At 59.8% G+C, this 26,209-nt stretch carries 17 protein-coding genes; 8 read left to right on the top strand and 9 right to left on the bottom strand.

The features are described from left to right. Positions 1–78: 78 nt before the first annotated feature. From R3C19_11845 to R3C19_11865, 5 genes are all read right to left on the bottom strand, one after another. On the bottom strand, positions 79–1,365 hold the full coding sequence (locus R3C19_11845) for an alkaline phosphatase family protein (GenBank protein ID MEZ6061047.1): 1,287 nt from the start codon (positions 1,363–1,365) through the stop codon (positions 79–81). Between the two features lie 64 nt (positions 1,366–1,429). Next, positions 1,430–1,837, bottom strand: coding sequence for a hypothetical protein (locus tag R3C19_11850; GenBank protein MEZ6061048.1), 408 nt, complete (start codon positions 1,835–1,837; stop codon positions 1,430–1,432). Positions 1,838–2,219: 382 nt separating this feature from the next. Continuing rightward, positions 2,220–2,999: a glycosyltransferase family 2 protein gene (locus R3C19_11855; protein MEZ6061049.1), complete on the bottom strand. Its 780-nt coding sequence runs from the start codon at positions 2,997–2,999 to the stop codon at positions 2,220–2,222. Continuing rightward, complete coding sequence (locus R3C19_11860; protein MEZ6061050.1) at positions 2,975–3,373, bottom strand: glycosyltransferase; 399 nt, start codon at positions 3,371–3,373, stop codon at positions 2,975–2,977. Before R3C19_11860 ends, R3C19_11855 begins: the two co-directional genes overlap by 25 nt. 140 nt (positions 3,374–3,513) lie before the next feature. Beyond that, on the bottom strand, positions 3,514–4,488 hold the full coding sequence (locus tag R3C19_11865) for a sulfotransferase (GenBank protein ID MEZ6061051.1): 975 nt from the start codon (positions 4,486–4,488) through the stop codon (positions 3,514–3,516). Positions 4,489–4,991: 503 nt separating this feature from the next. Between R3C19_11865 and R3C19_11870 the strand changes: the two genes are divergently transcribed. Continuing rightward, positions 4,992–6,578, top strand: coding sequence for a hypothetical protein (locus R3C19_11870; protein MEZ6061052.1), 1,587 nt, complete (start codon positions 4,992–4,994; stop codon positions 6,576–6,578). A 229-nt stretch (positions 6,579–6,807) separates the two neighbouring features. On the opposite strand, the gene R3C19_11875 is transcribed toward R3C19_11870, so the two are convergent. After that, positions 6,808–8,196, bottom strand: coding sequence for a sulfatase (locus R3C19_11875; GenBank protein ID MEZ6061053.1), 1,389 nt, complete (start codon positions 8,194–8,196; stop codon positions 6,808–6,810). A 159-nt stretch (positions 8,197–8,355) separates the two neighbouring features. Here R3C19_11875 and R3C19_11880 point away from each other — a divergent pair, with 159 nt between their 5' ends. The 3 genes from R3C19_11880 to R3C19_11890 all read left to right on the top strand — a co-directional run bounded on the left by R3C19_11880 (position 8,356) and on the right by R3C19_11890 (position 10,746). Further along, positions 8,356–8,676, top strand: a complete 321-nt coding sequence (locus tag R3C19_11880; protein ID MEZ6061054.1) for a hypothetical protein — start codon at positions 8,356–8,358, stop codon at positions 8,674–8,676. Between the two features lie 163 nt (positions 8,677–8,839). Further along, the gene (locus R3C19_11885; GenBank protein ID MEZ6061055.1) at positions 8,840–9,874 is read left to right on the top strand and encodes a galactitol-1-phosphate 5-dehydrogenase; all 1,035 of its coding nucleotides are present in this window, start codon (positions 8,840–8,842) and stop codon (positions 9,872–9,874) included. Next, entirely contained in the window at positions 9,862–10,746 is an 885-nt protein-coding gene (locus R3C19_11890) for a 50S ribosomal protein L11 methyltransferase (protein ID MEZ6061056.1), read from the top strand. The genes R3C19_11885 and R3C19_11890 overlap by 13 nt, the downstream gene beginning before the upstream one ends. 9 nt (positions 10,747–10,755) lie before the next feature. Here R3C19_11890 and R3C19_11895 read toward each other — a convergent pair whose 3' ends face one another. Continuing rightward, positions 10,756–15,438: a PQQ-binding-like beta-propeller repeat protein gene (locus R3C19_11895; GenBank protein ID MEZ6061057.1), complete on the bottom strand. Its 4,683-nt coding sequence runs from the start codon at positions 15,436–15,438 to the stop codon at positions 10,756–10,758. Between the two features lie 337 nt (positions 15,439–15,775). Between R3C19_11895 and R3C19_11900 the strand changes: the two genes are divergently transcribed. Next, complete coding sequence (locus R3C19_11900) at positions 15,776–17,002, top strand: permease (protein ID MEZ6061058.1); 1,227 nt, start codon at positions 15,776–15,778, stop codon at positions 17,000–17,002. Positions 17,003–17,008: 6 nt separating this feature from the next. On the opposite strand, the gene pdxA is transcribed toward R3C19_11900, so the two are convergent. Next, a complete protein-coding gene (pdxA, locus tag R3C19_11905; protein ID MEZ6061059.1) occupies positions 17,009–18,136 on the bottom strand; it encodes a 4-hydroxythreonine-4-phosphate dehydrogenase PdxA in 1,128 nt (375 codons plus the stop codon). A 698-nt stretch (positions 18,137–18,834) separates the two neighbouring features. Here pdxA and dnaG point away from each other — a divergent pair. Next, complete coding sequence (gene dnaG / locus R3C19_11910; GenBank protein MEZ6061060.1) at positions 18,835–20,748, top strand: DNA primase; 1,914 nt, start codon at positions 18,835–18,837, stop codon at positions 20,746–20,748. Positions 20,749–20,770: 22 nt separating this feature from the next. Further along, positions 20,771–22,414, top strand: coding sequence for an RNA polymerase sigma factor RpoD (rpoD, locus tag R3C19_11915; protein MEZ6061061.1), 1,644 nt, complete (start codon positions 20,771–20,773; stop codon positions 22,412–22,414). 207 nt (positions 22,415–22,621) lie between these two features. Here the strand turns inward: rpoD and bcp are convergent, their stop codons facing one another. Further along, the gene (gene bcp, locus R3C19_11920) at positions 22,622–23,098 is read right to left on the bottom strand and encodes a thioredoxin-dependent thiol peroxidase (protein MEZ6061062.1); all 477 of its coding nucleotides are present in this window, start codon (positions 23,096–23,098) and stop codon (positions 22,622–22,624) included. A gap of 245 nt (positions 23,099–23,343) precedes the next feature. Between bcp and R3C19_11925 the strand changes: the two genes are divergently transcribed. After that, on the top strand, positions 23,344–26,208 hold the full coding sequence (locus R3C19_11925; protein ID MEZ6061063.1) for a DUF1553 domain-containing protein: 2,865 nt from the start codon (positions 23,344–23,346) through the stop codon (positions 26,206–26,208). The last annotated feature ends 1 nt before the right edge of the window (position 26,209 follow it).

Below are 26,209 nucleotides of genomic sequence, written 5' to 3' on the forward strand. Positions count from 1 at the left end.
CAAAAATCTCGCGGCATGGCTGTGTGCCGACTCGAGTGTAATTCCGCCGGTCTCCCCGACGAGCTGCCCGGAAGTAAGCTATGCCGCCGCCGACAGCGTCAGTTGGTGTGGTTTCACAACACTCAGGACGTCTTCCACCCGCATGTCATCTGGTATGCGGTCGCTGTATTCGCCGCGGTAGAAGAATGTGGATTCCTCGTACGTATGTTTGCCATTGATCAACGTCGGTTCGATGAGATCGGTGAGATTCATGCGCCCCGACAGGGCCACATTTTCCGCTGGCATCACAATCAGATCCGGGGCGCGGTGAGCGAATGCGCCGCTGTAGATTTCGGAGCCTCGAAGCACCCGGTCGGCAATTGGCCGACCGTCAACACGGGTTTCCAGCAGGAATCGTGACACGTCTGCAATCAGCTCGTTTGTCTGGTCGTCATTGACTCCGCCCTGCGGATAGCGCCCATTGCGATGCAGGTAGATTCGTCCCGGATCCATAGCGAAGGCTCGTGTCTCCGGCGTCATGTCGATGTATGACGGTCGATCAGACTTTCGCAGCGATAGAAAGCCGGCCTGAGCCAGCAGGCAGTTCAGATTGACACTTATCCGCTGACGCGCGAATCCATGGTCGGAGACGGCGGCCAGAGTAGTCGTGTCAGGCAGACGCTCAATGATCCGACCGATTTCATGGTCTACCTCGTGATAGTAGTCCAGGAACATCTGATGATACGGCGAAGTCCGATCTTCAAAATCTTCCCACAGGTAGTGGTTCAGTCGATCTGTACCGGTCAGCACGAACATCATGTTCCGCCATGCTTCCCGGTCCCATTGCTCGTGCAGAACCCGGCAGCGGGTTTTCATGCACGACCGCAGCCCGTCGACAAACTTTTCTTTGCTGCGTTCGATCAATGACATGTCCGCATCGACCGAGTACCCGATTTCATTCAGGTGCAAGAATTCGCTCCCCGGGAAAACCGCCTTCTGAAGATCCAGCGCGACGAAACCGGAAATCAGCATTCCCGGCATCTGCTGTGCCGGATAGGTTTGGGGCACATTGATGATCAGTGACGGGCCGGCAGAATCGTCCTGCCAGAATGGCTTTGCCTTGAATGTCCGCGATGAGGTGAAGCCGAGCGTGTAGGTGCCGTCAATGAGATCTGTGAAGCCGTAGATATTATGTCCGCCGGAGTTCATGCCGGTAACGATCGATGCCCATGCCGCCGAAGAAACCTCCGGCAGAGCAGACTTCATTGGTACCAGAGTACCCGATGACAGAAGTGCACGGCTATTGGGCATGACGTCGGCGTCAGCGAACTGTTGCCACATCCAGCGGGGCAAACCGTCGATTCCCAATAGAAACAGATCTGGCATTGATTGATCACTTTGTTGCAAACAGAACTATCGGCAGCAGATTCCCGGACCGCAGCGAGATCGATCAAATGTATCCGAGTTGCCGCAGACGTTCTTCAACGGCTTCACGGTCTTCTTCATCCATGAAGTCGTCTGAACTGCACTCGGCCGAGCGATCAATCAGTAGGCACGCCGCCCCGGATCGTTCAAGCTGCGAAGACAAATCGAGAATTCCGGCGTCAGCGGCATCGGTGACGACCACGAATCGTCGGTGTCCGTTGTCGCGAGCCAATTGCAGTAACTCAGTTGGCTGGCAATGATTTCTGTCGATGGGCTCAACGGTTGGCGATGCGACGAGCACGTCGCCGGAGCGCGCAACGGAAGCACAGTCGGCGGGCAGGCGAAATTGAAGACTCGACAGGTTCAGGACCAGGTCACCGGAGCGAAGTTCTCGGCTGATGTCCTCTGTCAGAGAGTAGTCTCGTAGCGACATTGCTTCACCATCCGTGGTTACGAAGCATTCGAGCGGAACTGCAAAACACGGCCGTTCGACTTGATTCGAAGCAGCCGGTTCGCACTGGTTCCGGAATCTAGTGGCAATCGAAAAACGCCGCAACAGCGATCTCTGCTGCAGAAAGCACTGGTTCAGCACGAATCGCCAGTCACGCCGGACGATTTCCAGCCGCCGTCAATTCATCGAGCATCGGCGAGGCCGTCAGCAGTTCGATCACAGTGCTGGCGTCGTCGTAGCGCCAAGGCTCTACCGGCGTCGTAGCATCGCAATTTGACCGAACAGCCGAAAAACGCAGAGTCCGCAGTTCAGGGTACACGGCACCAATGTTGTTTGCGTCGTGTGATCCTGCTTCTATCGGAGGTCACACGTTGCGATACGAGAGCACTTTTCGGCCGCGAACGGCGCGAAGAATTCCCAGCAGGAACGCGGTATTCGCGATCAAAAAGCTGAACGCCATTCCGGTGCCCGGGAGTTTTCGATTCAAGAGACCAAGCAAACCCAGGCTGAAAAGCATCGTGAATGGGGCCGAGGCCAGCAGGCTGGCGGGTCCGGGGTTCAACATCAGCAGTCCTGCGGACGAAGCGGTTCCCGTCAACAAAAAGACGGGAGACAGCCAGCGCAGCAACTTATGTGACCATAGAGCGAACGCGTACCGGGGATGCTTCAACGGATTCAACAGACCCGGTCGTGACCACGTTCCCTGCCAGTTTCGCAGCGTCATTCGAGTGCGAGAACGAAACGTGATTCCGGCATCCTGCTCGAAGGTCTCGAATGCTCTGGCGTTCTCCGCATGGACAATGCGATATCCCTGAGTCACCACGTCCAATGGAACAATGCAGTCTTCGCCAATCGCAGGGTCCATCGGACGCATGAGACCGCGACGAATGGCGAAGGCAGCGCCGGCGACGACCGCCAGACAGCCCAGATGCGATTCGAGAGTCCGGAGCTTCAGTTCATACGACCAGTAGAATCCCTGAGAACGAACATTCACGTCTCCCGGTTTCTCGCCGAACAACAGATATCCGGCTGTTGCTCCGACGGTCTCGTCAGCGAATGCACCCGCAATTTCAATCAGAAAGTCGCTGTCGAACTCCGTGCCGGCGTCGGTGAATACGATCAGATCGGAATTAATCTGCTGGATCGCGGCGTTTTGAGTCGCCGTCTTTCCCTGCCCTGTCCCTGGAACAAAGTGACTCCGCGATCACTGAACGACTTCACCAGCTCGTCGGTGCAATCCGTGGAACCGTCCGACGCCACAAGGATCGCCAACCGATCGTTCGGATAGCGGCACCTCAACAGGTTCTCGATTCGTGCGACGACTTTTTCCTGCTCGTTGTGAACCGTCAACAGCACCGTCATGGAAGGCAGCCCGCTGTCGCTCGCGGATGCCGTCGGTAGCAGTGGCGAAGGTCTCGAGCCTCGGCGAGTGAGGACGGCGATCTGCAGGAACCGACCATACCCGTCGTAAATCCAGAACAGCGCGAAGCTGGAAACCAGCCAAAGCAGCCAGATCATTCCTGATCTCCCGATTGAGGCGGTCCCGCGGGACGGCGTGCTGCCGCGGATTCTGACCCGTCGAAGGGACCGGATCACCGTTGTTTCGTTATCAGCCCGCATCCGGGGTCCGCGTTTTCGTGCTGGTGGCAGATGTCTGGTCAGGCTGCCGCTGCTGCTGGTGAATCAGCCGTTGTCCAGCCTTCCGGGATTTCGACCTGTAGTTCGGTTTGCAGGCGTTGCAGGTCGCGTGAAATCGTTGTGAGTTGTTCGGCGGAAAAGACCTGTGCGGCAGTCACTTCCGAGCGACCTCGGTCGACCATGATCCAGTTCATCACACGTTCGCGCAGTGTTGTCCTGCGGTAAACGGCGTTCACTATTGCTCGCGTTGGCGGGAAGGCGCGAGCAGCCCCGGAGGCCTTCTGCAGCAATCGAGCGACTGTTACCGACCGGTAATTTGTCGTGCGATTGATTCGTTCGGTCAGGCAGGTCGGCGTGAATTCGGGATCGGCACCGACGAAGTCGTACAGGCGTCGGATCAGAGACAGCGGGGCGGCTGCGACGTCGTCGAAAAAGAAAATCCCGATCTGGTTTCTCGGGAAGTGCTGAAAGAACGGAGTCAGCGCTTCGGCGTAGCAACTCCGCCGAATGTATTTGTCGTCCTGCTGAACGAGTCGGATCAGTTGTTCTGCCGTCACATCCGCGACGCCGCCGTAGGCATTCTGAGCGTCGTGCATCACGTGCGAGAGTGCTCGGTCGAACGGATCTCGCAGCATCACCAGCAAACGCGTGTCCGGATACTGATCCGCGATCCGGGCGGCGGCCTGCGTGCAGTCCATGTAGTGCGGCGAAATCTCGCCGTGAAGCGGCGAAAAAGGTGTCAGGAACCAATAGCCCGAGCGGCCCTCCGGGTGCTGCGCATTATTGGTTCCTGACACCTTTTTCGCGTCCGGATTGCGGAAGTGGCTGCGATACCAGGACGGGCCGCGGTGGAAGTTGTCGTTGAAGTAGTTCAGCTCCTTGGGCTGGCTCATCGCGATCTGCGGGTGAGCGTTCAGCATCGACCAGGCCCACGTCGTGGCGCTTTTCTCGGCTCCAATGCCGATGAATTCAGGGCTCCAGGATTCGAGGTTCATGGCGGCTTCCGTGCCGGATCGACCTGTGCGAAATCTTCCACGCGGGGCGGCGAGGCTTCTTCCGCGGAGTCCTCACGAAGCGTGCCACGGCGTGTGGCGATGATAGCTGAAGTCGAAAACCGCCTCAGCGCCGGTTTTCGCGGAAGCCGCTGGCGGGGGGAGGCTGCGAAGCTGCGGGATTCTGTATGACTTGCGCAGTTCGGCGGATTCTGCCGATTGCGACATGTCACGGCCTGAGCCCAGCCGGTGATTGCCGGTTGGCGACGGTGGAGGTGCTCCGTAGAATCGGCGTCTTGATCGAGAACACAAATCGCGGTGAATCGGTTGTCCGGTGCCTTGATCCGGCCGCAGCCGTCCCGCTTCGGATGTACAGAGTGGTCGGGTTTGGTTCGAATTCCATGCAGAACTCGCTCCGATTCGAATGCCGGTTGTCGTCGTACTGCTCGCCCGGAAGGCAAGCGGGAGTTTGGACGTTCGCTGCAGGAATTGCCCGAGCCGTCGTCGTGGCCAGTTTGGCGCTTTCGCTGGCACCTGGCTCGGCGAGCGGGCAGGAGTTCCCTGCCGATGAACGCCAGCCGTTGCTGCAGATTTCCGTTCGCACGTCGCTGCTGGATCAGTTGCTGAGCCGGACGATCGTGAAGCCGGGTGACGTGACGACTCGAATCCTGGATGCCAGCGTGCGCGGAAGCCGCACGACGGAAACGGTCATTCACGTCCGCGGGCAGTCTTGCCCGGATATGGCTCAGGTTGATCTCGTCGCATGCGGGACGGTTTCCAGTTCGACAGTCAGCGTGGCTCCGGGAGCACGAGTCGCCAGCGCCGGCAGTCACACATACGAAATCATCAAGCCCGTGTATTTCGGTGACGGAAAGCTGTTGACGCGGCCCGGACACGGATCTCTGCAGGCTCGTAACATGACGCAGTCAGTGAACAGCGTCGTTTCGGGAGTTCCGCTGGTGGGACCTCTGGGAGACCAGATTGCGTGGCGCGAAACGCTGCGGCGCAATCCGGCGGTGGAAGCCGTCATCGTGCGCCAAGTGGCTGACGAAGTGCTGCCGGAGGTCAACCGCAACGTTGATGCGGAGCTGGCGGCGGTCAACCAGAGCTGGCAGTTCGCCACTGCTCAGTTGAAGGCTTTGCTGCCGGGAGGCTCACTTCAGTGGCAGTCATCATCAACGGTGGAAAGCGTGACGATCGCACTGATCGACGTGGCAACACACGGGATCGGCGGCTCGGACGGCTTCAGCACGTTTGAACGGTCCGACAATTTCACGTTCGACGCGTCATCCGGTGCGTCCTCGGCGGAACAGGATTCCATCACGGACACCAGTGACTACGGAGTGCTCAGGGTTCCGTCGGCGTCAGAACCGGCAGCATCAGACGATGCGTCAGAAGATGTGTCGGGCGGCAGCTTCCCGGACGGTCCCGTGAATGACGAACGGAGTTCCACGGAGTATCGGACGCTGACACCCGGACCGGAGCCGGAAGAGGATCTGGTGCTGACGCTTTCAGAAGACTTTCTGAATCGGCTGCTGGACGTACCTGCTCTTCGCGGACTGGTGCTTTCCGACGCGGCGCTGCAGCGCTTGTCAGAAAAGGTGTCAGGAACCAATACCGGCGGATCGCCCGATCCTTTGTGGTCCTTCTCCCCGGCGTCTTTACTGGCCTATCGTGACTTGCAGCCGACAATTTTTTCGGTGCAGCTTGCAGATTCGCGCCCTGTGCAGGTGGAGTTGCGTGACGGCCGCCTGACGCTGGTGTTGACGTTTCGTGTCGTGCCGAAATCGGCGAATGCGAGTGATCCCGTTCGGCTGCGGATCCCGCTGCAGGGCGTCAACGGCGGTTCCGGTGAGTGGGCGATACGAATTGAGCCGGCAAGCGTGTCGCCGACGGTGGACGGTGCTCAGGCCGCGATGTGGAGTCAACTGGTCCAGACTCAGGCGGAACAGATTTTGCGGAATGTGCCGGCGGTCACGCTGCCTCGCCGGATGGACTTCAGCTCAGTGATATCGAACCTGCCGATGCTGGACGTGTATCGCATTCAGTCGCACGGCGGTCAGTTGCGCGCGTCGCTGCGACGGAGCAATTAGCGGTTGCCGATTCGCATCAGCCCGTTTTCCTGTTGCCAGGAGCGGAGACGTCCGTGCATGTCGAACGGCGCTGGCAGCAGTTTGGACGCGTTTTCGGCCCGCTCCCGCATGTCGCTTCGCTGGTGCGACCTCCTCTCCCACGCAGCGCTGGGAGAGGTGAATGCTCTTCGGCGTTCGCGTGGTATGCACGACATCGAAACGAGCGTGTCGTCGGCACTGCATCGGATTCCTATTTCACGAGCTGGTTTTCGACTGGTTCGATCGATGCTTCATGTTCGGATTTCAGTCCGCGGATGGCGTTGACGACGTCCGGATGATCGGCGGCGATGTCGTATTGTTCGCCCGGATCGTGGCCGAGATGGTACAGCAGCGGCGGGTCGTGGACTTCGGCTTGCTGCTGGCCGACGTATGACGTCTTCGTTTTGAAGTGGGCTTTGTGCATGCCGCTGCGGACCGCATAGCATTCTTCGCCGTGGTAGTAGAACATGGCGGATCGCGGGCTGGGTTCGCGCTCGAACAGAACGGGCGACAGGTCGTAGCCGTCCAGAACACGGTCGGCTGGCGGGTCGACACCGGTGATGGCGGCGATGGTGGGCAACAGATCGAGCGTGCTGCCCATTTCGCGCACCACGGCGGGTTCAATTCGACCGGGCCACCAGAAAATCGTCGGTTCGCGCATGCCGCCTTCCCAGGTGGAGCCCTTGCCGTCGCGCAGCAGTCCGGCGGATCCGCCGTGGTCGTCGAACGCCAGCCACGGGCCATTATCGGATGTAAAGACGACCAGCGTGTTGTCCGCCAGTCCTTCGTTGCGCAGGGTCGAGAGAATGCGGCCGACGGACCAGTCGATTTCCTCCACCACATCGCCGTACAGACCTCGCTGACTAACGTTGGTGAAGTCCTCGGATACAAACAGCGGAACGTGCGGCAGGTTGTGTGCCAGATAGATGAAGAACGGCCGGTCCTTGCTTTCCTGAATGAGCTTCACCGCTTCTTCCGTGTACCGCCTGGTGATTGTGTGCTGGTTGGCCGGCCGTTCCATTTCGTTCGTGTTTCGCAGCAGCGGGACATTGAAGTATTCGACTTTCGGATTCCAGAACCGGTCGCGGCCCTTCGGAGCGTCAGCGATGACGTCCATGTCGTTGGAATAGGGAATTCCAAAGTAGCTGTCATATCCGTGAGCGGTCGGCAGATACTGCGGCAGGTGGCCCAGGTGCCATTTGCCGATGGCATGAGTGGCATAGTTTTTCTGCTTCAGCATCTTTGCAATGGTCAATTCTGACGCCGGCAGGCCGCCTTTGGAATCCGGGAACAGCACGCGCCGCTTGTCGGAACACATTCCGCTGCGAATCGGATAGCGTCCGGTCTGCAACGCCGCGCGGCTGGGAGTGCAGACGCAGGCGGCCACGTAGAAGCTGGTCCACTTCTGACCTTCGGCGGCCATTTGGTCCAGGTTGGGCGTCGCGATTGTCGGGTGCCCGAAGCAGCCGAGATCTCCGTAACCAAGGTCATCGCAGAAGATGACAACCACATTGGGGTCGGCTGCGCGAAGACCGGCGGTGTTTGCGAACGGCAGCGTCAGCACGGTGGCCAGAACTGTGAGGAGCTGTCTTCGGAACATCGGAGATTCTCGCATCGTGTGAAGTGAACTCAGCGGCAACGGTGACTTGCAGATGATGGCGTCGGATCGCCAGACTTCAAGGCCAGGCGAGGAGCTGACGGAACCGCACGCAGAAGACCCCGCGCTGTAGAATCCGTGAAACCGGTGAGAATTCCATCCATGAACGCCAGTCGCAGGGAAAAGCTTCAGTCCATGCTGGCCGACGATCCTGACGATCAAATGCTGCGCTACATGCTGGCGACGGAACTGGACCGCGACGGCGATCACGACGAAAGCCTGACGCTGTACCGCAGTCTGATGGATGACTCGTCGCCGTATGTTCCCGCGTTTCTGATGGCCGGCCAGCAGTTGGCTCGGCTGGGCCGCATCGATGATGCTCGTGCGACGTATCAGCGCGGAATCACGGAAGCGAACCGGACCGGCGACGAACACGCGGCGGGCGAGATGGCGGAATTCCTGCGGGAGCTTCGTCACGCTTGAAGCCGGCGCGTAAGCCGAGCCGGGCCTGCGCGACGGTGATCGCGGAGAGTTTCCCCGAGTCGAGCGACGGCAGATTCCGGACAGCGACGGTTTGTCGCCGTTTGTTCCGCCGATACGATGCCGGCAATACTCCGGCTCCCCTTTTTTCGACAGGTCCGCAATCGTGAAAGCGCTCTTACTGACGGAATATAAACATCTGGAACTGACCGACCTTCCGACTCCGGAAATTGGGCCGGAGGACGTGCTGGTTCGTGTGCAGGCATGCGGCATCTGCGGCAGCGACATCCATGGCTGGGACGGCAGCAGCGGGCGACGCATTCCGCCGCTGGTGATGGGACATGAAGCGGCGGGCATTGTGGCGGCGGTCGGAAGCAGTGTGACTCAGTTTACGGAAGGTGATCGGGTCACGTTTGATTCAATGGTCTCCTGCGGCAGGTGCGATTTCTGCCTGGATGGCCGGCCAAACCTCTGTGACAACCGTATGGTGCTGGGTGTTTCCTGCGGCGACTACCGGCGATACGGTGCCTTCGCCGAATACATCTCCGTGCCGCAGCGGATCACGTATCACATCCCGGATTCTCTGCCGTTTGAACATGCGGCACTGATCGAGGCGGTTTCCGTCGCGGTGCATGCAGCCAACCGTACTCCCGTGAAGATGGGAGACACAGCGGTCGTCGTTGGCAGCGGAATGATCGGCCTGCTGGTGATTCAGACGATCCGCCTGGCGGGGTGCGGTCGAGTGATAGCGGTGGATCTCAGCGATCAGAAACTGCAGGTCGCGAAGAAGCTGGGCGCCGACATCACGATCAACGCAGGTTCTGAAGACGTGGTAGCTCGCGTGAAGGAACTGACCGGTGGTCGCGGAGCGGATGTGGCGCTGGAAGTCGTGGGATCCACGCCGACCGTCAAAGCAGCCATCGAGAGCACTCGCAAGGGCGGCACTGTGACGCTGGTGGGCAACCTGGCTCCGAACGTCGAACTTCCGCTGCAGTCGGTCGTGACTCGTGAACTGAACGTCATCGGCAGTTGTGCTTCGAATCGGGAATATCCGGCCTGCATCTCACTGCTGAGCAGCGGCGCGATTCGCGTCGAAGACATGATTACGGCGAAGGCTCCGCTGGAAGACGGTCCGGCGTGGTTTGACCGGCTCTACAGTGGCGAACCTGGTGCGATGAAAGTTCTGCTGTGTCCTTCGTGACAGCGTCTCGTATTCACGCTTCAGTGGTTGTCGGCGTCTTGCTGGCGTCGGCCGGTTGCGATTTCCGGGAAGCCACCGAGCCGCGGTCGTCGCCACAACAGCCCGCGGCGAATGCGGTCGCAGCGGCATCAGAATCTGTGCTGCCCGCGGCAGCATTGAACGATGGTCCGCCGCCGGTCGTCCGCTGGGAAACCGTGGACGAACTGCCACGGGAGCTGGCGATTTTTCGCCATGTCTTCTGGGAGCCGGACGACACTCGGAGCCTGCGGCAACTGATCCGTGCGACCGACATGGTGAAGGGAAAGCGGGTCCTTGAAATTGGAACCGGTTCCGGTCTGATTTCGCTGTGCTGCCTGCAGGCGGGAGCCGCGCATGTCCTGGCGACCGACATCAATCCGTTCGCCATGAAGAATTCGGCGTTCAACGCGGAACTGCTTGGATTCACCGAGCGATTTGAGGTGCGACTGGTACCTCAGAGAAGCCCCGATGCATGGTCGGTGATCCGCGAACAGGAGCGGTTCGATCTGATCATTTCCAATCCGCCGTGGGAAAACGACAAGCCCGTGACTCTGGCGGAGTTTGCCTTGTATGACCCGGAGTTTCAGCTCATGAAGTCGCTGCTGGACGGACTTCCGGATCGGCTGAATCCGGGCGGTCGAGCGCTGCTGGCGTATGGATGCGTCACGGCAATTCGCAGGCTGCAGGAACTGGCGGCCGAACGAAATCTGGCCCTGCGGATTCTGGACGACCGCTTACTGGACCAATTGGATGAAGTCTTCCTGCCGGGGATGCTGCTGGAAATCACGCTTCCGGAAACGACCCGCCATGAATCGCCGACCGCTGGCGACGGGGGATCGTCTGCCGAACGGTGACGTTCGCGACTAATCGGTGTCTCCCGGCTGGCCTTTCACGTCCGGGGTCTTGATCGACGATGTGCCTTTTGGCTCAAGCCTGACCTGGTTGCCATACACTTCAATATTCAGAGCGTGGTGGCGATCCGTGCTGACCCATGCGGCGGCGATGTTGAATCGAGTCGGAATGACGCCGTCGAAGAGTCTGGAACCGCTCATCTTTCGGATCCCGCGAAATCCGGTTCCGGAGAACTGCCGCTGAGGCAGCGGTCCGGGCGTGTCTTCGTTGTGAACAATGACAATCACCGGAAGTCCGGGTTGATCGGTGGCGACAACGCCGCTGGTGTTTTCGTCGACCACCCAGCGGACGGTGCCGGACTGCCGATCGACGGCGCGGATACCGCCTGCGAATGACTCCCCGCGCTGGTCAAACGGCTGTCGAAGACGCCGCACATTTCCGGTCGGACTATTCGTGACGTACCACGTCAGCGGATCGGCGACCACAAACATTCGGTCCGCCGTCCACAGCTTTGGTGACGGATCAGCGTCGTCTTCGTCATCGGATGCCGCCTGCTGATCGGTGGGGGCAAAGGAGGCGGAGTTCCGGTCGCCGGTCTGCAGATTGATGACCTGCATTGACTGGTTGTCCGACATTCCGACGAGTGTATTGTCGTCGACAAAATGAAACTGCTGCGATTCGCTCAGCGACAGCGATCGGTTTACGTGCTGCGTTTCCGGGTCGATCCATTCGACCAGAGGACCGTTTTTGGAGTCCGTCTTCGTGCGCCAGACCACCAGGGAGTCTCCGGCGGCGGCCATCGTGCGGACGAGAGTTTCCGCCGAAAGTTCGGACGCCACGGCAGCACCGTCGGCCAGCCGGAAGCACCAGCCATCGCGGTGGACCGCAGACGTCAGGAACAGCAGGCGTTCCGTCGCGACGGCCTGTTGAAATGGCCGGTCACAGGCCAGCGACCACAGCGACTGACCGGTCAGCAGGTTCACGACTTCCAGCTCATTGCCGAACCGAAGACACACGTGCCGCGAACCGGCAGGTATCACGGTCAGGACGCCCATCGACTGAGTTCCCGGCTGCTGTCGCTGCGAGATGTCAAAGTCGGTGAACTGGTGCTCCGCAGGGCCGACAGTAACAAGGATCCGCGACTGTCGGTTGTGAGACCGCGACCAGAGGACTCGCTGATCCAGAACGGAAATCGCCGTGATGCCCGTGTTTGTCTGCACCAACAGCACGCTGCCGCAGCGCTGAATGGATTCCACCGCACTGGTGTACCAGGAATGCACGCCAAGGCTGGCCGGGACGATCCAGTTTGCCCTGTCCGGATCGGCCACAACGGTGGCTCGCAGCCGCGAGGGTTCCGCCAAAACGGACCACTCATAATGGCGAAGAAACGGGTCGTCGGCAGAACCTGGCGAAATGTCTGATGCCGGGCCGTTGATACCTGACGGCTGAGCAAACGGCAGCATTTCGTACCGCCGGTCGGGCCATTGATTCCATTGATCCCGGACGGCCTGCCGGAATCGCTGGCTGAGTTCGTCTCGTGTCAGCAGGCGGCTGGCGACGTCATTGTGCTCGACTGGCGAGTCCGCGGCAGGGTCGAAATCGCTAAGCGGGCGATGCCACCGTTCTGCCAGTTCCACGGCAACGCAGTTCAGCAGAAGCGACCGGGCGGCGAGCCACGTTGTCGAATCTTCCGTTGCCGATTCATCCGTCGCCGGATCCTGCCGAAGTCGAGCATGATTGTCGGAAACGAGCTTTCGGAACGCCCGCAGCGGTGCTTCCAGAAGGTCATCTGCGTCACTGGTCGATGCGTCTGGATCCGGCTGACCAGCCAGCGCCAGACTGTGAATCAGCATGTTCAGAGTCGTTTCGCCAGAACTGGCGTTATGCATTCGCTCGTGCAGCAGAGACCGGATTCCGGCGACGCGACCCAAACCGTCTGACGTCTCCGCGGTGTCATCCGAAGTCGAACTTTCACCGGTTCGACGACCGGTCGCGGCGGCGCTTGCCACCTGCAGCAACAGGTGGTCCGGCAGTTGCCGCAGTTTGGCCGCGAGCTGCGCAGACTGATCCGGTGTGGCACGTTTCACGAGATCCGACAGGTGACCGGTGGCCCACGTTGTCAGCGGAAGGTGCTGACTCAGTCCCGGAGTCGCGACCGATGGCTCGGACGTGGCTGACTTCGTTTCTGCGGGAACATAGTCTTCGGACAGCAGCAGCGATGGTTCCAGCGTCAGGATGTTCAGCAGCGACGCGGCAGCTTCCTCGGACTGTCCGTTGCGAAGCAACTGTCGCGTCTTCAGAACATTGACCTGCAGCACCTCTTCCGGCGAAGTTGCCGTTGCCTGCAATGTGTCAAGGAAGTGTTCAGGGTCACTGACGGCCAGGCGATACCGACATTCGAAGGTGATCCGGTGAACCTGCGGATTTCGCTGATCGGTGTCCTGAATCTGTTCGAGAATTCGCAGGGCTTCCGCCCAGTTGCCGGACGCCGACAGAGCGGTCGCCAGTTCGAGCGGATCGCGCAGGTCGGGGTTCAATTCGTGCGCGGAAAGGCGAAGCATGCGGTCCGGAGCCACGCACAACAGATCCGAACCGATGGCCACCAGATGACCCCAGCCGGGATTCGGCAAAGGCACTCGCAGGGAATCCGCCAGTGTGCCGTCAGCCAGGTTGATGATCGAAATGGAACCATTCACCATCGGCACCAGCAGTTGCTGACCCTGGAGGATTCCACTGCCCGAAGGCAGACTTTCGACGTCCGTATTGAGCCGTTCCCAAATCGGCCGTGCTGTCGCCGGGTCGAAGTTTGTGATCGACTGTCCGGTTCCGATCACCAGGTTACCGGAATCCAGATGCAGCAGCAGGCTGGACGAATTGGCGTCGATGCGGTGTTTCAGTTCACCCGTAACGGGGTCGAAAAAACGGATGTCGTGGCTTTCACGGGGAAACACAATCAGGTGGCCGCCAGCCGGAAAAACGGGAAGCGGTGGCCAGGCACTCGTCAGCGATTCACGCTCGGTGCGAATGAACTGACGTCCGCGGGGAACCGGAATGGGCGGTCCGCCGTCCCGGACCGGTGATTCCAACTGGCAGGCCCACACGGTCGACCGAGTCAGCCGGTCAACGGCGATCAGCCATCCGGTCGTTGTCGGACACCAGATCAGACCGTCATCCACTGCAACCGACGCCGACCAAAGCCGCCGCGCCGGATCGTTGTCGATGGACTGTTCGGGATAGGCCAGCGGAACGGACCAGAGGTGTTCTCCCGTGGCGGCGACCAGGCACGTCAGGCTGATTTCGTCAGCGCGTTCGGTGATGCCGTAAAGCCGGCCACGATCAACGGTGGGAGGTCCGGCAAACCATGCGGTGTCCAGCGGACTTGTTTGATAGCGATCCTCCAGCTGACCGCCTGCTGTCCACACGCGGCGTCCGGAATCTTTTTCCAGAGCGATGAGTTCTGAGCCGCGATAAACGCCGCGGCTGCCGTCTCGCGGAAAGAAGCGTCGTGTGGATGCCGGGGCCGCGGCCTCCGTGCCTTCCGCGACAAGATAGATTCGTTCGCGGTCCATCGTCAGGCGGCACTGGACACCGTCGCGACAGAAAAGGTCGATAAGGGGTGTCTTCTCCAGTTCCGCGAACCGGCTTCTGGCGCTGGCTTCATCGGTTGTCGCCAGCCGGGGATTGTAGATCGTCCGGGTGGCTCGCTGTTCCTGCAACAGCGTTTCGTGGTTTGTGGCGACCGGATAATGCCAGCTCGGCTTCCCGGTGACGCTGTCGATCGCCGCGACACCGTGCATGGTTCGGCGAAAGATCCGGCCATCGTCGATGTCTGCCGTCCACGTTGTCTGCGGCACAATCTTCGCCTGAGCACACGTTACCAGAAAATCGCCGACGGTTTCCTGCAACGGCCGCGACAACGACGTTCGATACTGCCACTGCAGAAATTGGGGTACGTCCCGCTGAGCCGGCTGCGGAGCTTCGGAAGGGAGAGGATCGGGCGAAAGTTCGGGTTCGGCTTTGGCCATTGACGTATCGATCTCGGACAGCATCACCTGAGCGGCCGCTCGAAGCTTCGGATCAATACCGTCGCGATCCAGCTCCCGCGCCCACACTTGAGCAGCCAGCGACTCGCCCCGGTCCCGATGCTGAAACGCAATCAGCAGGCAGGCCTGTTGCGACGCCAGCGTGCCGGGATACTGATGAATCAGTCCGACAAGTTCAGAAAGTTGGCCCTGTTCCACTGCCCGCCGGAATTCCTGCCCGGCGACGGCATCCTGAGTAGCGCGAAACTGTTCCCGCAATTCCGCCGGCAAGCGAAGAAACTCCCGGAACATTGCCCGGTAGAGCGGCAGAAACGGACTGGTGTCGGACTCGCCCGGCACCATCAGGTGCGAATCCGCCGTTCGCAGCCGCTGGAATTCACGCAGCGCCGTCGCGTTGTCATTTCGGGCAATGCTTAGTCGAAGCAGCTCCAGAGCCGCGGAGGTCTTGCGGTCCATCGGCAGTCGCTGCACCAAATCAGAGCGATCCAGGCCGTCGGAATCGTCATTCTCCTCCTGAGGCGCGGCTATCGACGTCTGACACAGCATCAGCGCTACGGCCACGATGGTTGTCAGGACCAGGCCCAGTCGGCTGACGGAAACCACCGCTGCGGATCTGCCGAAGGAAGGTTGTTCAGCAACCGGTGAATTCAAGGCTGACTTCCTCATCTGTTCATCTGAATGTCATTCGGTGCCCGGGTACCTGCGGACGCCCGGCCGATTGTCCGTCACCCTGCTGAGAAGACCGACGGTCGCCGACAGCGAGCGGCCGGGCACGGTGCTTTCCTGACTCAGAGCAATACGAAGGACCGAACGCATTGACTTTCACCGTGGCCAGTATAGACGGACGCCGCAGGACTGCCACAGCGGAACCACTCGGATCGGCACCGGCGGAAGTGTGCGGTCGCCGGACGATCCGAAGTGACGTGGCGACAATCGTCCGCTGCGAGCTCCTCTCGCCGCAGCCTGCAACCGCGCCTACACTGCCAGCATGATTCACGCCGTCTGGAATATTCTGCTGGAACTGTCGCCATGGCTGCTGCTGGGAGCCGTCGTTGCGGGAGTGCTGCACGTGATCGTGCCGGCCGGCTGGCTGAGGAAGCACCTGTCGGGCCGCGGCGGTGTTCTGAAGGCCGTGCTGTTCGGAATTCCGCTGCCGCTGTGTTCTTGCGGCGTGATTCCCGTGGGGTTGGGGCTGAAAAAGGACGGAGCCAGCAATGGTGCCGTTGTCGGATTCCTGATCAGCACACCTCAAACCGGTGTGGATTCCATTCTTGTCAGTGCGTCGATGCTGGGCTGGCCGTTCGCTGTCTTCAAAGTCGCCGCGGCGCTGGTCACGGGTCTGATCGGTGGCCTGTTCGCGGATACCGTCACGACGGAAGTCACGGCGGCTCCGGAGTCATCCCGCGATCCGTCGGGCACCACGTCGAGCGCCTGGCGCCGGTTTCTTGACCACGCGTGGATGCTGATCCATTCCATCTGGTTCTGGCTGACGATTGGAGTGCTGGTTTCCGCGATGATTTCCTGGCTGGTGCCGGAGAACTCGCTGGCGGGCCGGCCCGGGATGACGGGAATTTCGGCCATGCTGCTGACGCTGCTGATTTCCGTCCCGCTTTATGTGTGTGCGACTTCATCCGTGCCGATCGCCGCGGCGCTGGTGGTCAGCGGGCTGCCTGCCGGTGCCGCACTTGTGTTTCTGATGGCAGGGCCGGCAACCAACGTGGCAACGCTGGGAGCCGTCTACCGGACTCTTGGGCCGAAGAGCCTTGCCGTGTATCTGGCGACGATTGTTGTCGGAAGTATCGCCGCAGGTCTGGCCTTCGAATCTGTCGTGGACACGGGTGCCGTGATCAGTGCCATGCACGACCATTCCACCGGCTGGCTGCGAATCGCCTGTGCCGTGCTGCTGCTGGGACTTCTCCTTGTGGCCGCAGCGCAGGACATTCGCCGCTGGCTGCGGCGAAATGAAATGACGCGAAACGCGTCGTCGCAGTCCGTGCAGACGCTGCACGTGGACGGCATGACCTGCAACGGCTGTGCAGCTCGACTTGAACGCGTGCTGCAGTCCGCTGATGGAGTTCGCAGGGCTTCGGTTTCCTTCGATGCTCGCCAGGCAGTCGTGGAAGGTGACGCTTCGCGTCAGGCCCTATGCGAATCGATCGAACGCGCCGGATTCGAAGTCAGGGATGCCTCGGAAGAAGCCGCCGCGAAGAATTGAGCCGCTTCATTCGCACAGCTTTGCAGCGGTCAGAATGGCCTCGATCATCCCCGACGCGTCCGCCGGCGTCGCGGGATTCCAGGCGCGGTCGAATGCTGTTCCGTGAGTCGGACTGGTGCGAATCAAAGGCAGGCCGAGTGTGATGTTCACCGCCGAGTCAAAACCAATCAGTTTGACCGGAATGTGACCCTGGTCGTGGTACATCGCGACCAGTCCGTCAAATTCCCCGGCGACTGCTCGACGAACAAGCGTGTCAACCGGGTACGGGCCTGACACAGGAATGTGCGAATCGGCACAAAGTTGAACGGCGGGAGCGATGACGCGAGGCTCTTCGTCGCCGAATAGTCCATTTTCTCCGCCGTGAGGATTCAGGGAGCAGACTCCGATCGCTCTCCGTTCGCAGCGGATTCGGCGCAGGAATCCGTCCATCAGCCGGACTTTCTCGCAGACGGCCGCCGTCGTCAGCAGTGCCGGGACACTGGCGATGGATGTGTGCAGCGTGACGTGAACGATACTCAACCCGTCTGCGGCCGCGGGACGTGTCGCTGTCCCCGCAGTTAACGAAGGCGCACGGACCAGCGACCGCAGCGGCTGAATCGCAGACTCCGGCAGGTACAACATCATTCCAAACTGATCGACACCGCACTGCTGTGCCAGGATTTCCGTGTGTCCTGGGAAGTGATGGCCCGCCAGATGCAGCGCTTCCTTGTTCAGCGGTGCCGTGGCGATAGCGCTGACCGTGCCCTGCCGTGCCAGCTCAATTGCTGCAATCAGATAGTGAAACGCGGCGTCACCGGCTGCGGCGTTCGCGACACGCGCCGCAGCCGTCAGAGCGGCGTCTCCCGCCGGGTTCCAGCAACCGACGGTGACACGTTCGTCCGTCGGCGCAGGAGCGGTGGCCTTCGCAAGACAGCGCAGGTCGTCTGCACTCGCCGGGCCTGTCGTGATTTCCCGCACGTTAAGGCGATCGGTCAAACCGCACAGATCGGCAGCCCTTCGCAGGATCGCGGGGTGGCCAATCACCACCGGCACTGATGCCGCCGCGACGCGTTTTGAAATGATCGCCCGGACGACAATCTCCGGGCCAATTCCGGACACGTCGCCCAGCGTGACGGCGATCAGCGGACGCGACATCTCTGGATTTCCCAATACCGTTCCTTTCACCAGGGGATTTGATTGGGCCGCGCTGTGGCGATTAACAGCGTCGTTGAGTAGCAGCAGGCCGTTCGAAGTCTATCTCATTGGCAATCGAACACGCATCGCTTGGATCAGCCGGTGACCGGAGCAGGAGCCGATGTCTCTGGGCCGAATCCCTTTCAATCGGGTTCGGCTCGAAGAATTCCCGCCGCAAGAATTGACCGGATGCACCCTTCGCGTTCCGGTCGAACGGGTTCGGAAGCTGAGGCAAACGCTGCCGGATCGGTTCCCCTGATCGCTTGCGAAAACATGCAACGTTGTCCCGCATCTGACTTTACGACGCGCGATTTCCCTTCGGCCGTGCGCTTGAAATTCTTGACCGAAGCTGTCCACCAGATAGAATTGCCGGACGCCTGACGGTCGCCAGCCCGCCAAATCGGTTCATTCCCGGCAACCGGCTCATGAAGATCCGGAGGCTTCCCGCCAGCTTCGACCGTCAGAGACATTCGCGGTATCGCGAACAATCGCCCGGCGTCATTGACCTCGGTAGAGAACGACGATCTCCCGAGTATTGCCGCAAGCGTACGAACTGTGTCGTTTTGGCTCGCGGCGTAACAACGATTGAAAAGCGTCGGCTGCTGCCGCGGCCAACACACGTGATTCGAACTGACACAATTACGCGCTGGAGATGACTTGTGTCCGAAGGATTCGGGGCCGACTTCAAGGAGCAGGTTCGCGCGAACACCAGCCTGGTGGAACTGGTTTCGGAATCCGTCGCCCTGACACCTCGCGGCAGTTCTGACTATGTCGGTCTGTGCCCGTTTCACCCCGACAGAAATCCTTCGTTTCATGTCTATCCGGAACGCCAGTCTTATCGATGCTGGGTGTGCCAAGTAGGTGGTGACTGTTTTACGTGGGTTCAGGAAACGCAGGCCGTCAGTTTTCCCGAAGCTGTCGAGATCCTTGCGAAGCGGGCTAACCTGGAACTGCCTAAACGGACTCGTTCCCAGGCGGCCCGGAATCATGAAAATAACAAGGCAATTCAGTACGAGATCGTGGAATGGGCGATTGGCCTGATGCAGCAGTCGCTGCGGCTGGGAGACGCCGGTCAGATCGCACGCAACTATCTGTCCGGTCGAAAGCTATCGGATGAGACGATTCGAAAATTTCGACTGGGATATCATCCGGAAGACTGGAATTGGTTTCTGAACAAAGCCCGCGGAAAGTATTCCGAAAAGCAACTTCTGAGTGTCGGCCTGATTGGCGAAAAGCAAAGCGGAATGGGCTACTACGACAACCTTGTTGGTCGCGTGGTGTTTCCGATTCTTGACGAAAGAAGCAGACCCGTTGCGTTCGGCGGACGAGTGTTGCCGGGAAGCAACATCGAAAGCCCGGCGAAGTATTGGAACAGTCCGGAAAGCAGCGTTTTTCTGAAGAGGAGAACTCTTTACGCATTCGACCTGGCCAGAGACGCAATTCGTTCCAGCAAAGCTGCAATTGTTGTGGAAGGATACATGGACTGCATTGCCTGTCATCAGGCAGGGGTCACCAACGTTGTGGCCACGCTCGGAACGGCGATGACCGAAGATCACGTCGCATTTTTGAAGAGATTTTCTCAGCGAGTCGTCCTGATTTATGACGGGGATGAGGCGGGTCAGCGGGCCGCAGAACGATCAATTGAGCGTTTTCTGGCGCACGACCTGGACCTTCGTATCCTGACACTGGCCGACGGGCAGGATCCGGCGGATTACCTGGAAAGACATGGAAAGGAAGAATTTGAGTCGCTGATTGATTCCGCACAGGAAGCGTGGGAATACAAGTTGCAGTCTCTGAAGCGGCGTTACGACCTGGATTCGGTCAGCGGGCGCCAGCAGATTCTGCAGCAGATGCTTCAGATGCTGGCGTCAGCACCCGGCTTGCAGGGGACGGTTCGCGAAGACCTGATCATCCGAAAGCTGTGCTGGAAAATTCAGGTTGACGAAATGACGCTCCGCCAGACACTGGCTGAGCAAAGAAGACAAAAAAGCAGGACTGCGTTCCGACGCGTTTCCGAAGACACGGCGCTTTCGGAAGCCTCGGCACCGGTTCAGCCAAAAACCAGGGAGGACCATGCTGAGCGTGAGATCCTGGAGATCATTCTCAGCTGCCCTGAGCACACCGACTACATTCGACACCATATCGGTGTCGACGATTTCCGGATCGACCAGCACCGGCGTTTGCTGGAGATGTGTTTCGATCTGGTTGCGGAAGCCGGAGAGCTTCCGGAGATTCACCGGGTTGTTGAAGCGGCGGAGTCTGATTCAGGACTGATTGGTCTGATCAACACGCTTTTTGACTCGGCACGGGAAAAGGAGCTCCCGAAACTCATGACCGAACAGTTGCCCGGTGATGGGAACGGCGGCGGAATTCCGGTTCCGCTGCATTTGGAGCGGGTTCTGCACCCGCTGCTTCAACGGCGAGAAAAAGTTCAAATCTTGTTGTCGAAACAAAAAATGGCTCAGACGAATCCGTCAGCGAGCGACATGAACAGCGACACCAGGGATGCCCTCCGCCGCATTACGTCCGTGCGAAAAACACAACCGGGGAACGATGTTCCCCGATTCAAGTGAAACACTTTTGGAGCCGTCGGATATGCATCGCCTGGATGAAAATCTTCGTGAACTGGTCGTCACCGGCCAGCAGCAGGGCTTTCTGTATTTTTCGCAGGTTCACAGCTATCTGCCGAATGAAGCAGACGATCCCGAGATGCTGGACAATCTGCTGATGGCGCTGGAAGAGCTGGACCTGCAACTGAAGTCGGATCCGCCGATTCCCGTCGTGGAGTCGAAGTCGCAGCACCGCAAGCGCCGTCCGGAAGTTCGCGTCGACGATGATTCCCGCCGCGGAACGGAAGATCCGATTCGGATGTATCTGACGCAGATGGGCGAGATTCCTCTGCTGACCCGCGAAGAAGAAATCTTTCTGGCCAAGCAGATTGAAGTCACGCGACGCAGGTTTCGGCGAGCACTGCTGTCCTGCGATTTTGCCTTGAACTTTGCCTTTGAAACGCTGACCCAGGTTCACCGGGGCGAGCTTCCGTTTGACCGCACCATCAAAGTGTCGATGACGGAAAGCCTGGAGAAGGAACAGATTCTTGGCCGCATGCCGCATAACCTGGCCACCATCGCGTCGCTTCGGGAACGCGATCTGACGGATTTTGCCGCCGCCAGGTCGCTGGGGCTGGATTCCCACAAAGGCCGGGAAGTGCTGCAGAAAATTGAAATCCGGCGGCGACGCACCGTAACGCTGCTGGAAGAACTCAGCCTGCGAACTCAGCGGCTGCAGCCGTGCATGAGGCGACAGGAACAGATCTCCGCCCGCATGCTCGACCTGCAGGATCAGATCCGAAACCTCAAGGATCTGACATCTGCCAATGACGAGCGAGTCAACATGCAGAAGGAACTCGACGACCTTGTCATGCTGACGATGGAATCGCCGAACTCCCTGGCCTTCAAGATGGAAAACCTGCAGGCTCGCCATGAGGAATACGAACAGGCGATGCGGGATCTTTCCGGCGGCAACCTGCGGCTGGTCGTATCAATCGCCAAGAAATACCGCAATCGCGGCCTGACATTCCTGGACCTGATTCAGGAAGGCAACACCGGCCTGATGCGAGCTGTTGACAAGTACGAGTACCGTCGCGGCTACAAGTTTTCGACATACGCGACCTGGTGGATTCGTCAGGCGATCACACGAGCGATCGCTGATCAGGCGCGCACAATCCGGATTCCCGTGCACATGATTGAAACGATGTCTCGGCTCCGCGCGGCCGCTCGTGACCTGCTGCAGGAACTCGGCCGCGAACCCACCGTCGAGGAAATGGCGGAAGTCGCTGACGTGCCGATGGACGAAGCCCGCCGAGTCATGAGGATCTCCCGACAGCCGATCAGCCTGGACAAGCCGATGGGCGAAGGTGAAGACAACAGCTTCGGCGAATTCGTTGAAGACCGCGGTACCGACAGCCCCGTCAGCAACGCCGCTTCGGAAATGCTCAAGGACAAGATCGACTGCGTATTGAAGACTCTGACTTACCGCGAGCGCGAAATCATCAAGCTGCGATACGGTCTCGGCGACGGCTACACCTATACGCTGGAAGAAGTCGGCCGGATCTTCAAAGTCACGCGGGAACGCGTTCGGCAGATTGAAGCCAAAGCCGTTCGCAAACTTCAACATCCCGTCCGCAGCCGACAGTTGCAGGGCTTTCTGGAAGGAATCACGGCGATCGCCGGGCATTAGAGCGAGCGGCAGGAGACTTTTCGTAAGCCGGGCGTTGTCGGGGACCGAGCTGCTGGCATCTTGCCCGGCTTGGCAGGAGCCGCGCCCCTTCCAGTCCAGGGAAAATCTCGTGCCGGTTGTCTGAGGAGCAGGCAACCGGCCGCGTGTTCTTCGCCGAAGGTTGAAGTCGCTTCGGTGTTCTTTTGCGAAGCGTGATCGTCGGATGTCTCACCGCGAGATCTCGCGAAGCGCTTCCAGCACTTTTGCGTCGTGACCGTCGACACGGACGGCTTTCCAGACCTTTGCCACTCTGCCGTCGGCATCAATCACAAATGTCGATCTCTGGATACCCATGAACTTCTTACCGTAGCGGTTCTTCTCACGCCAGGCTCCGTATTTTTCAGCGACCTTGTGGTCGGTGTCGGCCAGTAGCGGGAAGTTGAGCTGGAACTTGTCCGTGAACTTCCGGTGGCTGTCGACATCATCGGGGCTGACGCCGAACACTTTCGCGCCGAGTGCCGTCAGTTCCTTTGTCCGGTCGCGAAATGCACATGCTTCGGCCGTGCAGCCGGGAGTATCGTCCTTTGGATAGAAATACAGCACGACCGGCTGCCCCTTCAGTTCCGACAGCCTGACCGTGCTGCCGTCAGTCGCCTTCAGCGAGAACGCCGGAGCCTTTTGCCCTGCTTCAATCCAGTCAGCCATAATTCCAGGTCCCTCGTTGATCAGTTCGACAGATGCACGATGAATGTCCGAAGGCTATCGTAATTCGCGGGGCCTGAGTTTCGACCGGACACGCTGTTTTTCTCGTGTGATTCGGCGGGTGCCGCTCCGATGGCGCGTTTTTTCCGCCGGACCATCTGTGTATCATCGGAAGCCGAGCGTCGCCGGACGTGACGGCGTCACAGGCATTCCCAGTTCCGCGAGTCGCTTCGGAGACCTGCCGCGCGATGAAACATGCCTTTCTGACATTACTGACCGCGCTCATCGCCGCGGTGCCGGCTGACCTGCGGGCGGCTGATGAACGGATCGAGTTCTTCGAGAAGAAGATTCGGCCGGTGCTCGTGAAACACTGCTACTCCTGCCACGCCGCCGACGCGGAAAACATTCGCGGCGGATTGCTGCTGGATTCGAAAGCCGGATGGCAGGCCGGCGGCGAAAGCGGTCCGGCAATCGTTCCGGGCAATCCGGATGAAGGTCTGCTTCTGGAAGCTCTTCGCCACGAATCCTTCGAAATGCCCCCGGACCGAAAACTCCCGGATGACGTGATTGCGGACTTCGAACGCTGGATCAAAGACGGGGCTGTCGATCCGCGCACCGACGGAGTGGCGCTTGAGCGCGGAACGATCGATCTGGCTGCCGGTCGCAGCTTCTGGAGCTTTCGAGCGCTGGAACGGCCGGCGATTCCTTCGTCCGGTCAGTCCTGGGCCAGGACAGATATCGACCGCTTCGTCGCCGAACACGATTCCCGGCAAGGCGTTTCTCCGGTCGGCGACGCTTCCGCTGAAGAAGTCGCGCGTCGGATGTATTTCGTTCTCATCGGACTGCCGCCGACTCCCGACGATTTGGATGTTTTCCGCGCCGACTGGGATCAGAACCCGGACGCCGCAGTTTCGAATCTGGCCGACGAATTGCTGGCGTCACCGCGGTTTGGCGAACGCTGGGGACGGCACTGGCTGGATGTCGTTCGCTTCGCCGAATCCAGCGGCGGCGGCCGCAGCCTGATGTTTCCTGATGCCTGGCGGTTTCGCGACTACGTGATCGCTTCCTTCAACGACGATAAACCGTTCGATCAGTTCGTTCGCGAACACATCGCCGGAGACCTGCTGCCCTGGGAGACTCCCGAACAGCACGACGCACAGGTTACGGGAGTCGGCTATCTGACGCTCGGCCCGACCAACTACGAAATGCAGGACAAGGAACTTCTGCGGATGGAAGTCGTCGACGAGCAGATCGACACGCTGGGCCGCACGTTTCTTGGCATGACACTGGGATGTGCCCGCTGCCATGACCACAAGTTCGATCCGGTGCCGATGACGGACTATTACGCTCTGGCCGGAATCTTTCGAAGCACGAAGACTCTGGTTCCCGGTAATGTCAGCGGATATGTGACCACAAGTCTGAAATCCGGCGTTGACGCCGAAGAACAAGCCGAATGGCAGCGCAGAGAAGCGGACCTGCTGGCTCGGATAAAAGCGTTGAAGGAGCAGGTCACGTCGCCCGACTTGGCAAAGACGGCCGGCATTGATCCGGCATCGCTTCCGGGAATTGTGGTCGATGACGCGTTCGCGAAGTTCACCGGCCAGTGGACCGATTCGACTCACTCGCCGCCGTACGTCGGCGAAGGTTATCGCCACGACGGCAACGATAAGTCGGGCAAGTCAGTTCGCTTCGAAGTGATGCTGCCGGAAAGCGGACGCTATCGAGTCCACCTTGCTCACAACGCCTCAGCCAGTCGATGTTCGTCTCTGCCCGTTCACGTGGAACATGCGGGCGGAACTGCGGTGGCGACAATCGATCAGCGAAAAACGACCGAACCGGACGGCGTGTTCTCGTTTGTCGGCGAGTACCAGTTTGAAGCGGGTGATGCCGCCGTAATCTCGATCAACGCGGAGGAATCGTCGGCCGGATACATCATCGTCGACGCTGTGCAATTTCTTCCGGTCAGCGACGACGCACCGCTGGCCGATCGAGTCACCGCCGAAGAAGAAAAACAACAGGCGGCGCTTCGTTCGGAACTGGCAAAACAGGAAGAGAAGCTGAAGAAGCACGTAGCTGCGAAACCGAAGATTCCGCAGTCAATGGCGGTCATCGACGAAGCGGTACCGGGCGACTGGCACCTGCACATTCGCGGCGGAATTCGAAATCTGGGACCGCTGGTGCCTCGAGGATTCGTGTCCGTGGCGAGTCCGCAGTTGGACGAATCGGGGGCAGCAGTGCCGGCTTCCATTCCAGCCAATCAAAGCGGACGACGAGAGCTGGCAGCCTGGGTCGCGTCACCGGACAACCCGCTGACGTCGCGAGTCTTCGTCAATCGTGTCTGGCAATATCTGATCGGCGAAGGTCTTGTTCGTACGCCGGATAATTTTGGCGCGACGGGTCGTCCACCGACACATCCGGAGTTGCTCGATCACCTGGCGACGACGTTTGTTGACGATGACCACTGGTCGGTGAAGAAGCTGATTCGGCGGATTGTGACGTCGCGCGTGTTTCGCCTGTCGTCAACGGCGCCTGCTGACCTGGTGCAGGCCGATCCCGAGAATCTGCACCTGACCAGAGCGTTCCGGCGACGCCTGGACGCCGAAGCATTGCGTGACGCGATCCTGCACGTCAGCGGCCAGCTTGATCTGTCGACAAAGGGCGGTCTGACAATCGGCAGGATTTCGACGTACGACAACGGTTATGAGCATGACATGTACTCAAAGAGCATTCGCAGCGTCTACGTTCCGTTCTTTCGCAATTCGATGCTGGAAACGTTTGAGGTCTTTGACATCGCCAATCCAAACCTCGTCACCGGTCGCCGAACGTCCAGTACGCTGCCGTCGCAGGCTTTGTATCTGTTGAACAGCCCCTTCGTTCTGACACAGTCCGAACTTGCGGCCAGGCATTTTCTGGCCACTCAGTCCGCCGACACCGCGGCGCTGGATGTTATGATCGAAGCGGCATACCGGCGAACACTTGGCCGGCGTCCGTCAGAGCTGGAACGCCGTACGATGGCAGAGTTCTTTGCTGAAAGGGATGCGGCTGCGACGGACGGCTGGACGGCCGTGTTTCAGTCGCTGTTCGCGTCTGTGGATTTTCGGTACCTGGATTGAC

Source organism: Planctomycetaceae bacterium, from assembly GCA_041398785.1.
In the GTDB taxonomy this organism is placed as follows: Bacteria; Planctomycetota; Planctomycetia; order Planctomycetales; family Planctomycetaceae; genus JAWKUA01.

What these genes read in the sequence shown, in the direction of transcription:
- pdxA (MEZ6061059.1), bottom strand. Translation starts at nt 18,136, where the DNA reads ATGTCGCGTCCGCTGATCGCCGTCACGCTGGGCGACGTGTCCGGAATT.
- rpoD (MEZ6061061.1), top strand. Translation starts at nt 20,771, where the DNA reads ATGCATCGCCTGGATGAAAATCTTCGTGAACTGGTCGTCACCGGCCAG.
- R3C19_11875 (MEZ6061053.1), bottom strand. Translation starts at nt 8,196, where the DNA reads ATGTTCCGAAGACAGCTCCTCACAGTTCTGGCCACCGTGCTGACGCTG.
- R3C19_11900 (MEZ6061058.1), top strand. Translation starts at nt 15,776, where the DNA reads ATGATTCACGCCGTCTGGAATATTCTGCTGGAACTGTCGCCATGGCTG.
- bcp (MEZ6061062.1), bottom strand. Translation starts at nt 23,098, where the DNA reads ATGGCTGACTGGATTGAAGCAGGGCAAAAGGCTCCGGCGTTCTCGCTG.
- R3C19_11850 (MEZ6061048.1), bottom strand. Translation starts at nt 1,837, where the DNA reads ATGTCGCTACGAGACTACTCTCTGACAGAGGACATCAGCCGAGAACTT.
- R3C19_11865 (MEZ6061051.1), bottom strand. Translation starts at nt 4,488, where the DNA reads ATGAACCTCGAATCCTGGAGCCCTGAATTCATCGGCATTGGAGCCGAG.
- R3C19_11860 (MEZ6061050.1), bottom strand. Translation starts at nt 3,373, where the DNA reads ATGATCTGGCTGCTTTGGCTGGTTTCCAGCTTCGCGCTGTTCTGGATT.
- R3C19_11880 (MEZ6061054.1), top strand. Translation starts at nt 8,356, where the DNA reads ATGAACGCCAGTCGCAGGGAAAAGCTTCAGTCCATGCTGGCCGACGAT.
- R3C19_11845 (MEZ6061047.1), bottom strand. Translation starts at nt 1,365, where the DNA reads ATGCCAGATCTGTTTCTATTGGGAATCGACGGTTTGCCCCGCTGGATG.
- R3C19_11925 (MEZ6061063.1), top strand. Translation starts at nt 23,344, where the DNA reads ATGAAACATGCCTTTCTGACATTACTGACCGCGCTCATCGCCGCGGTG.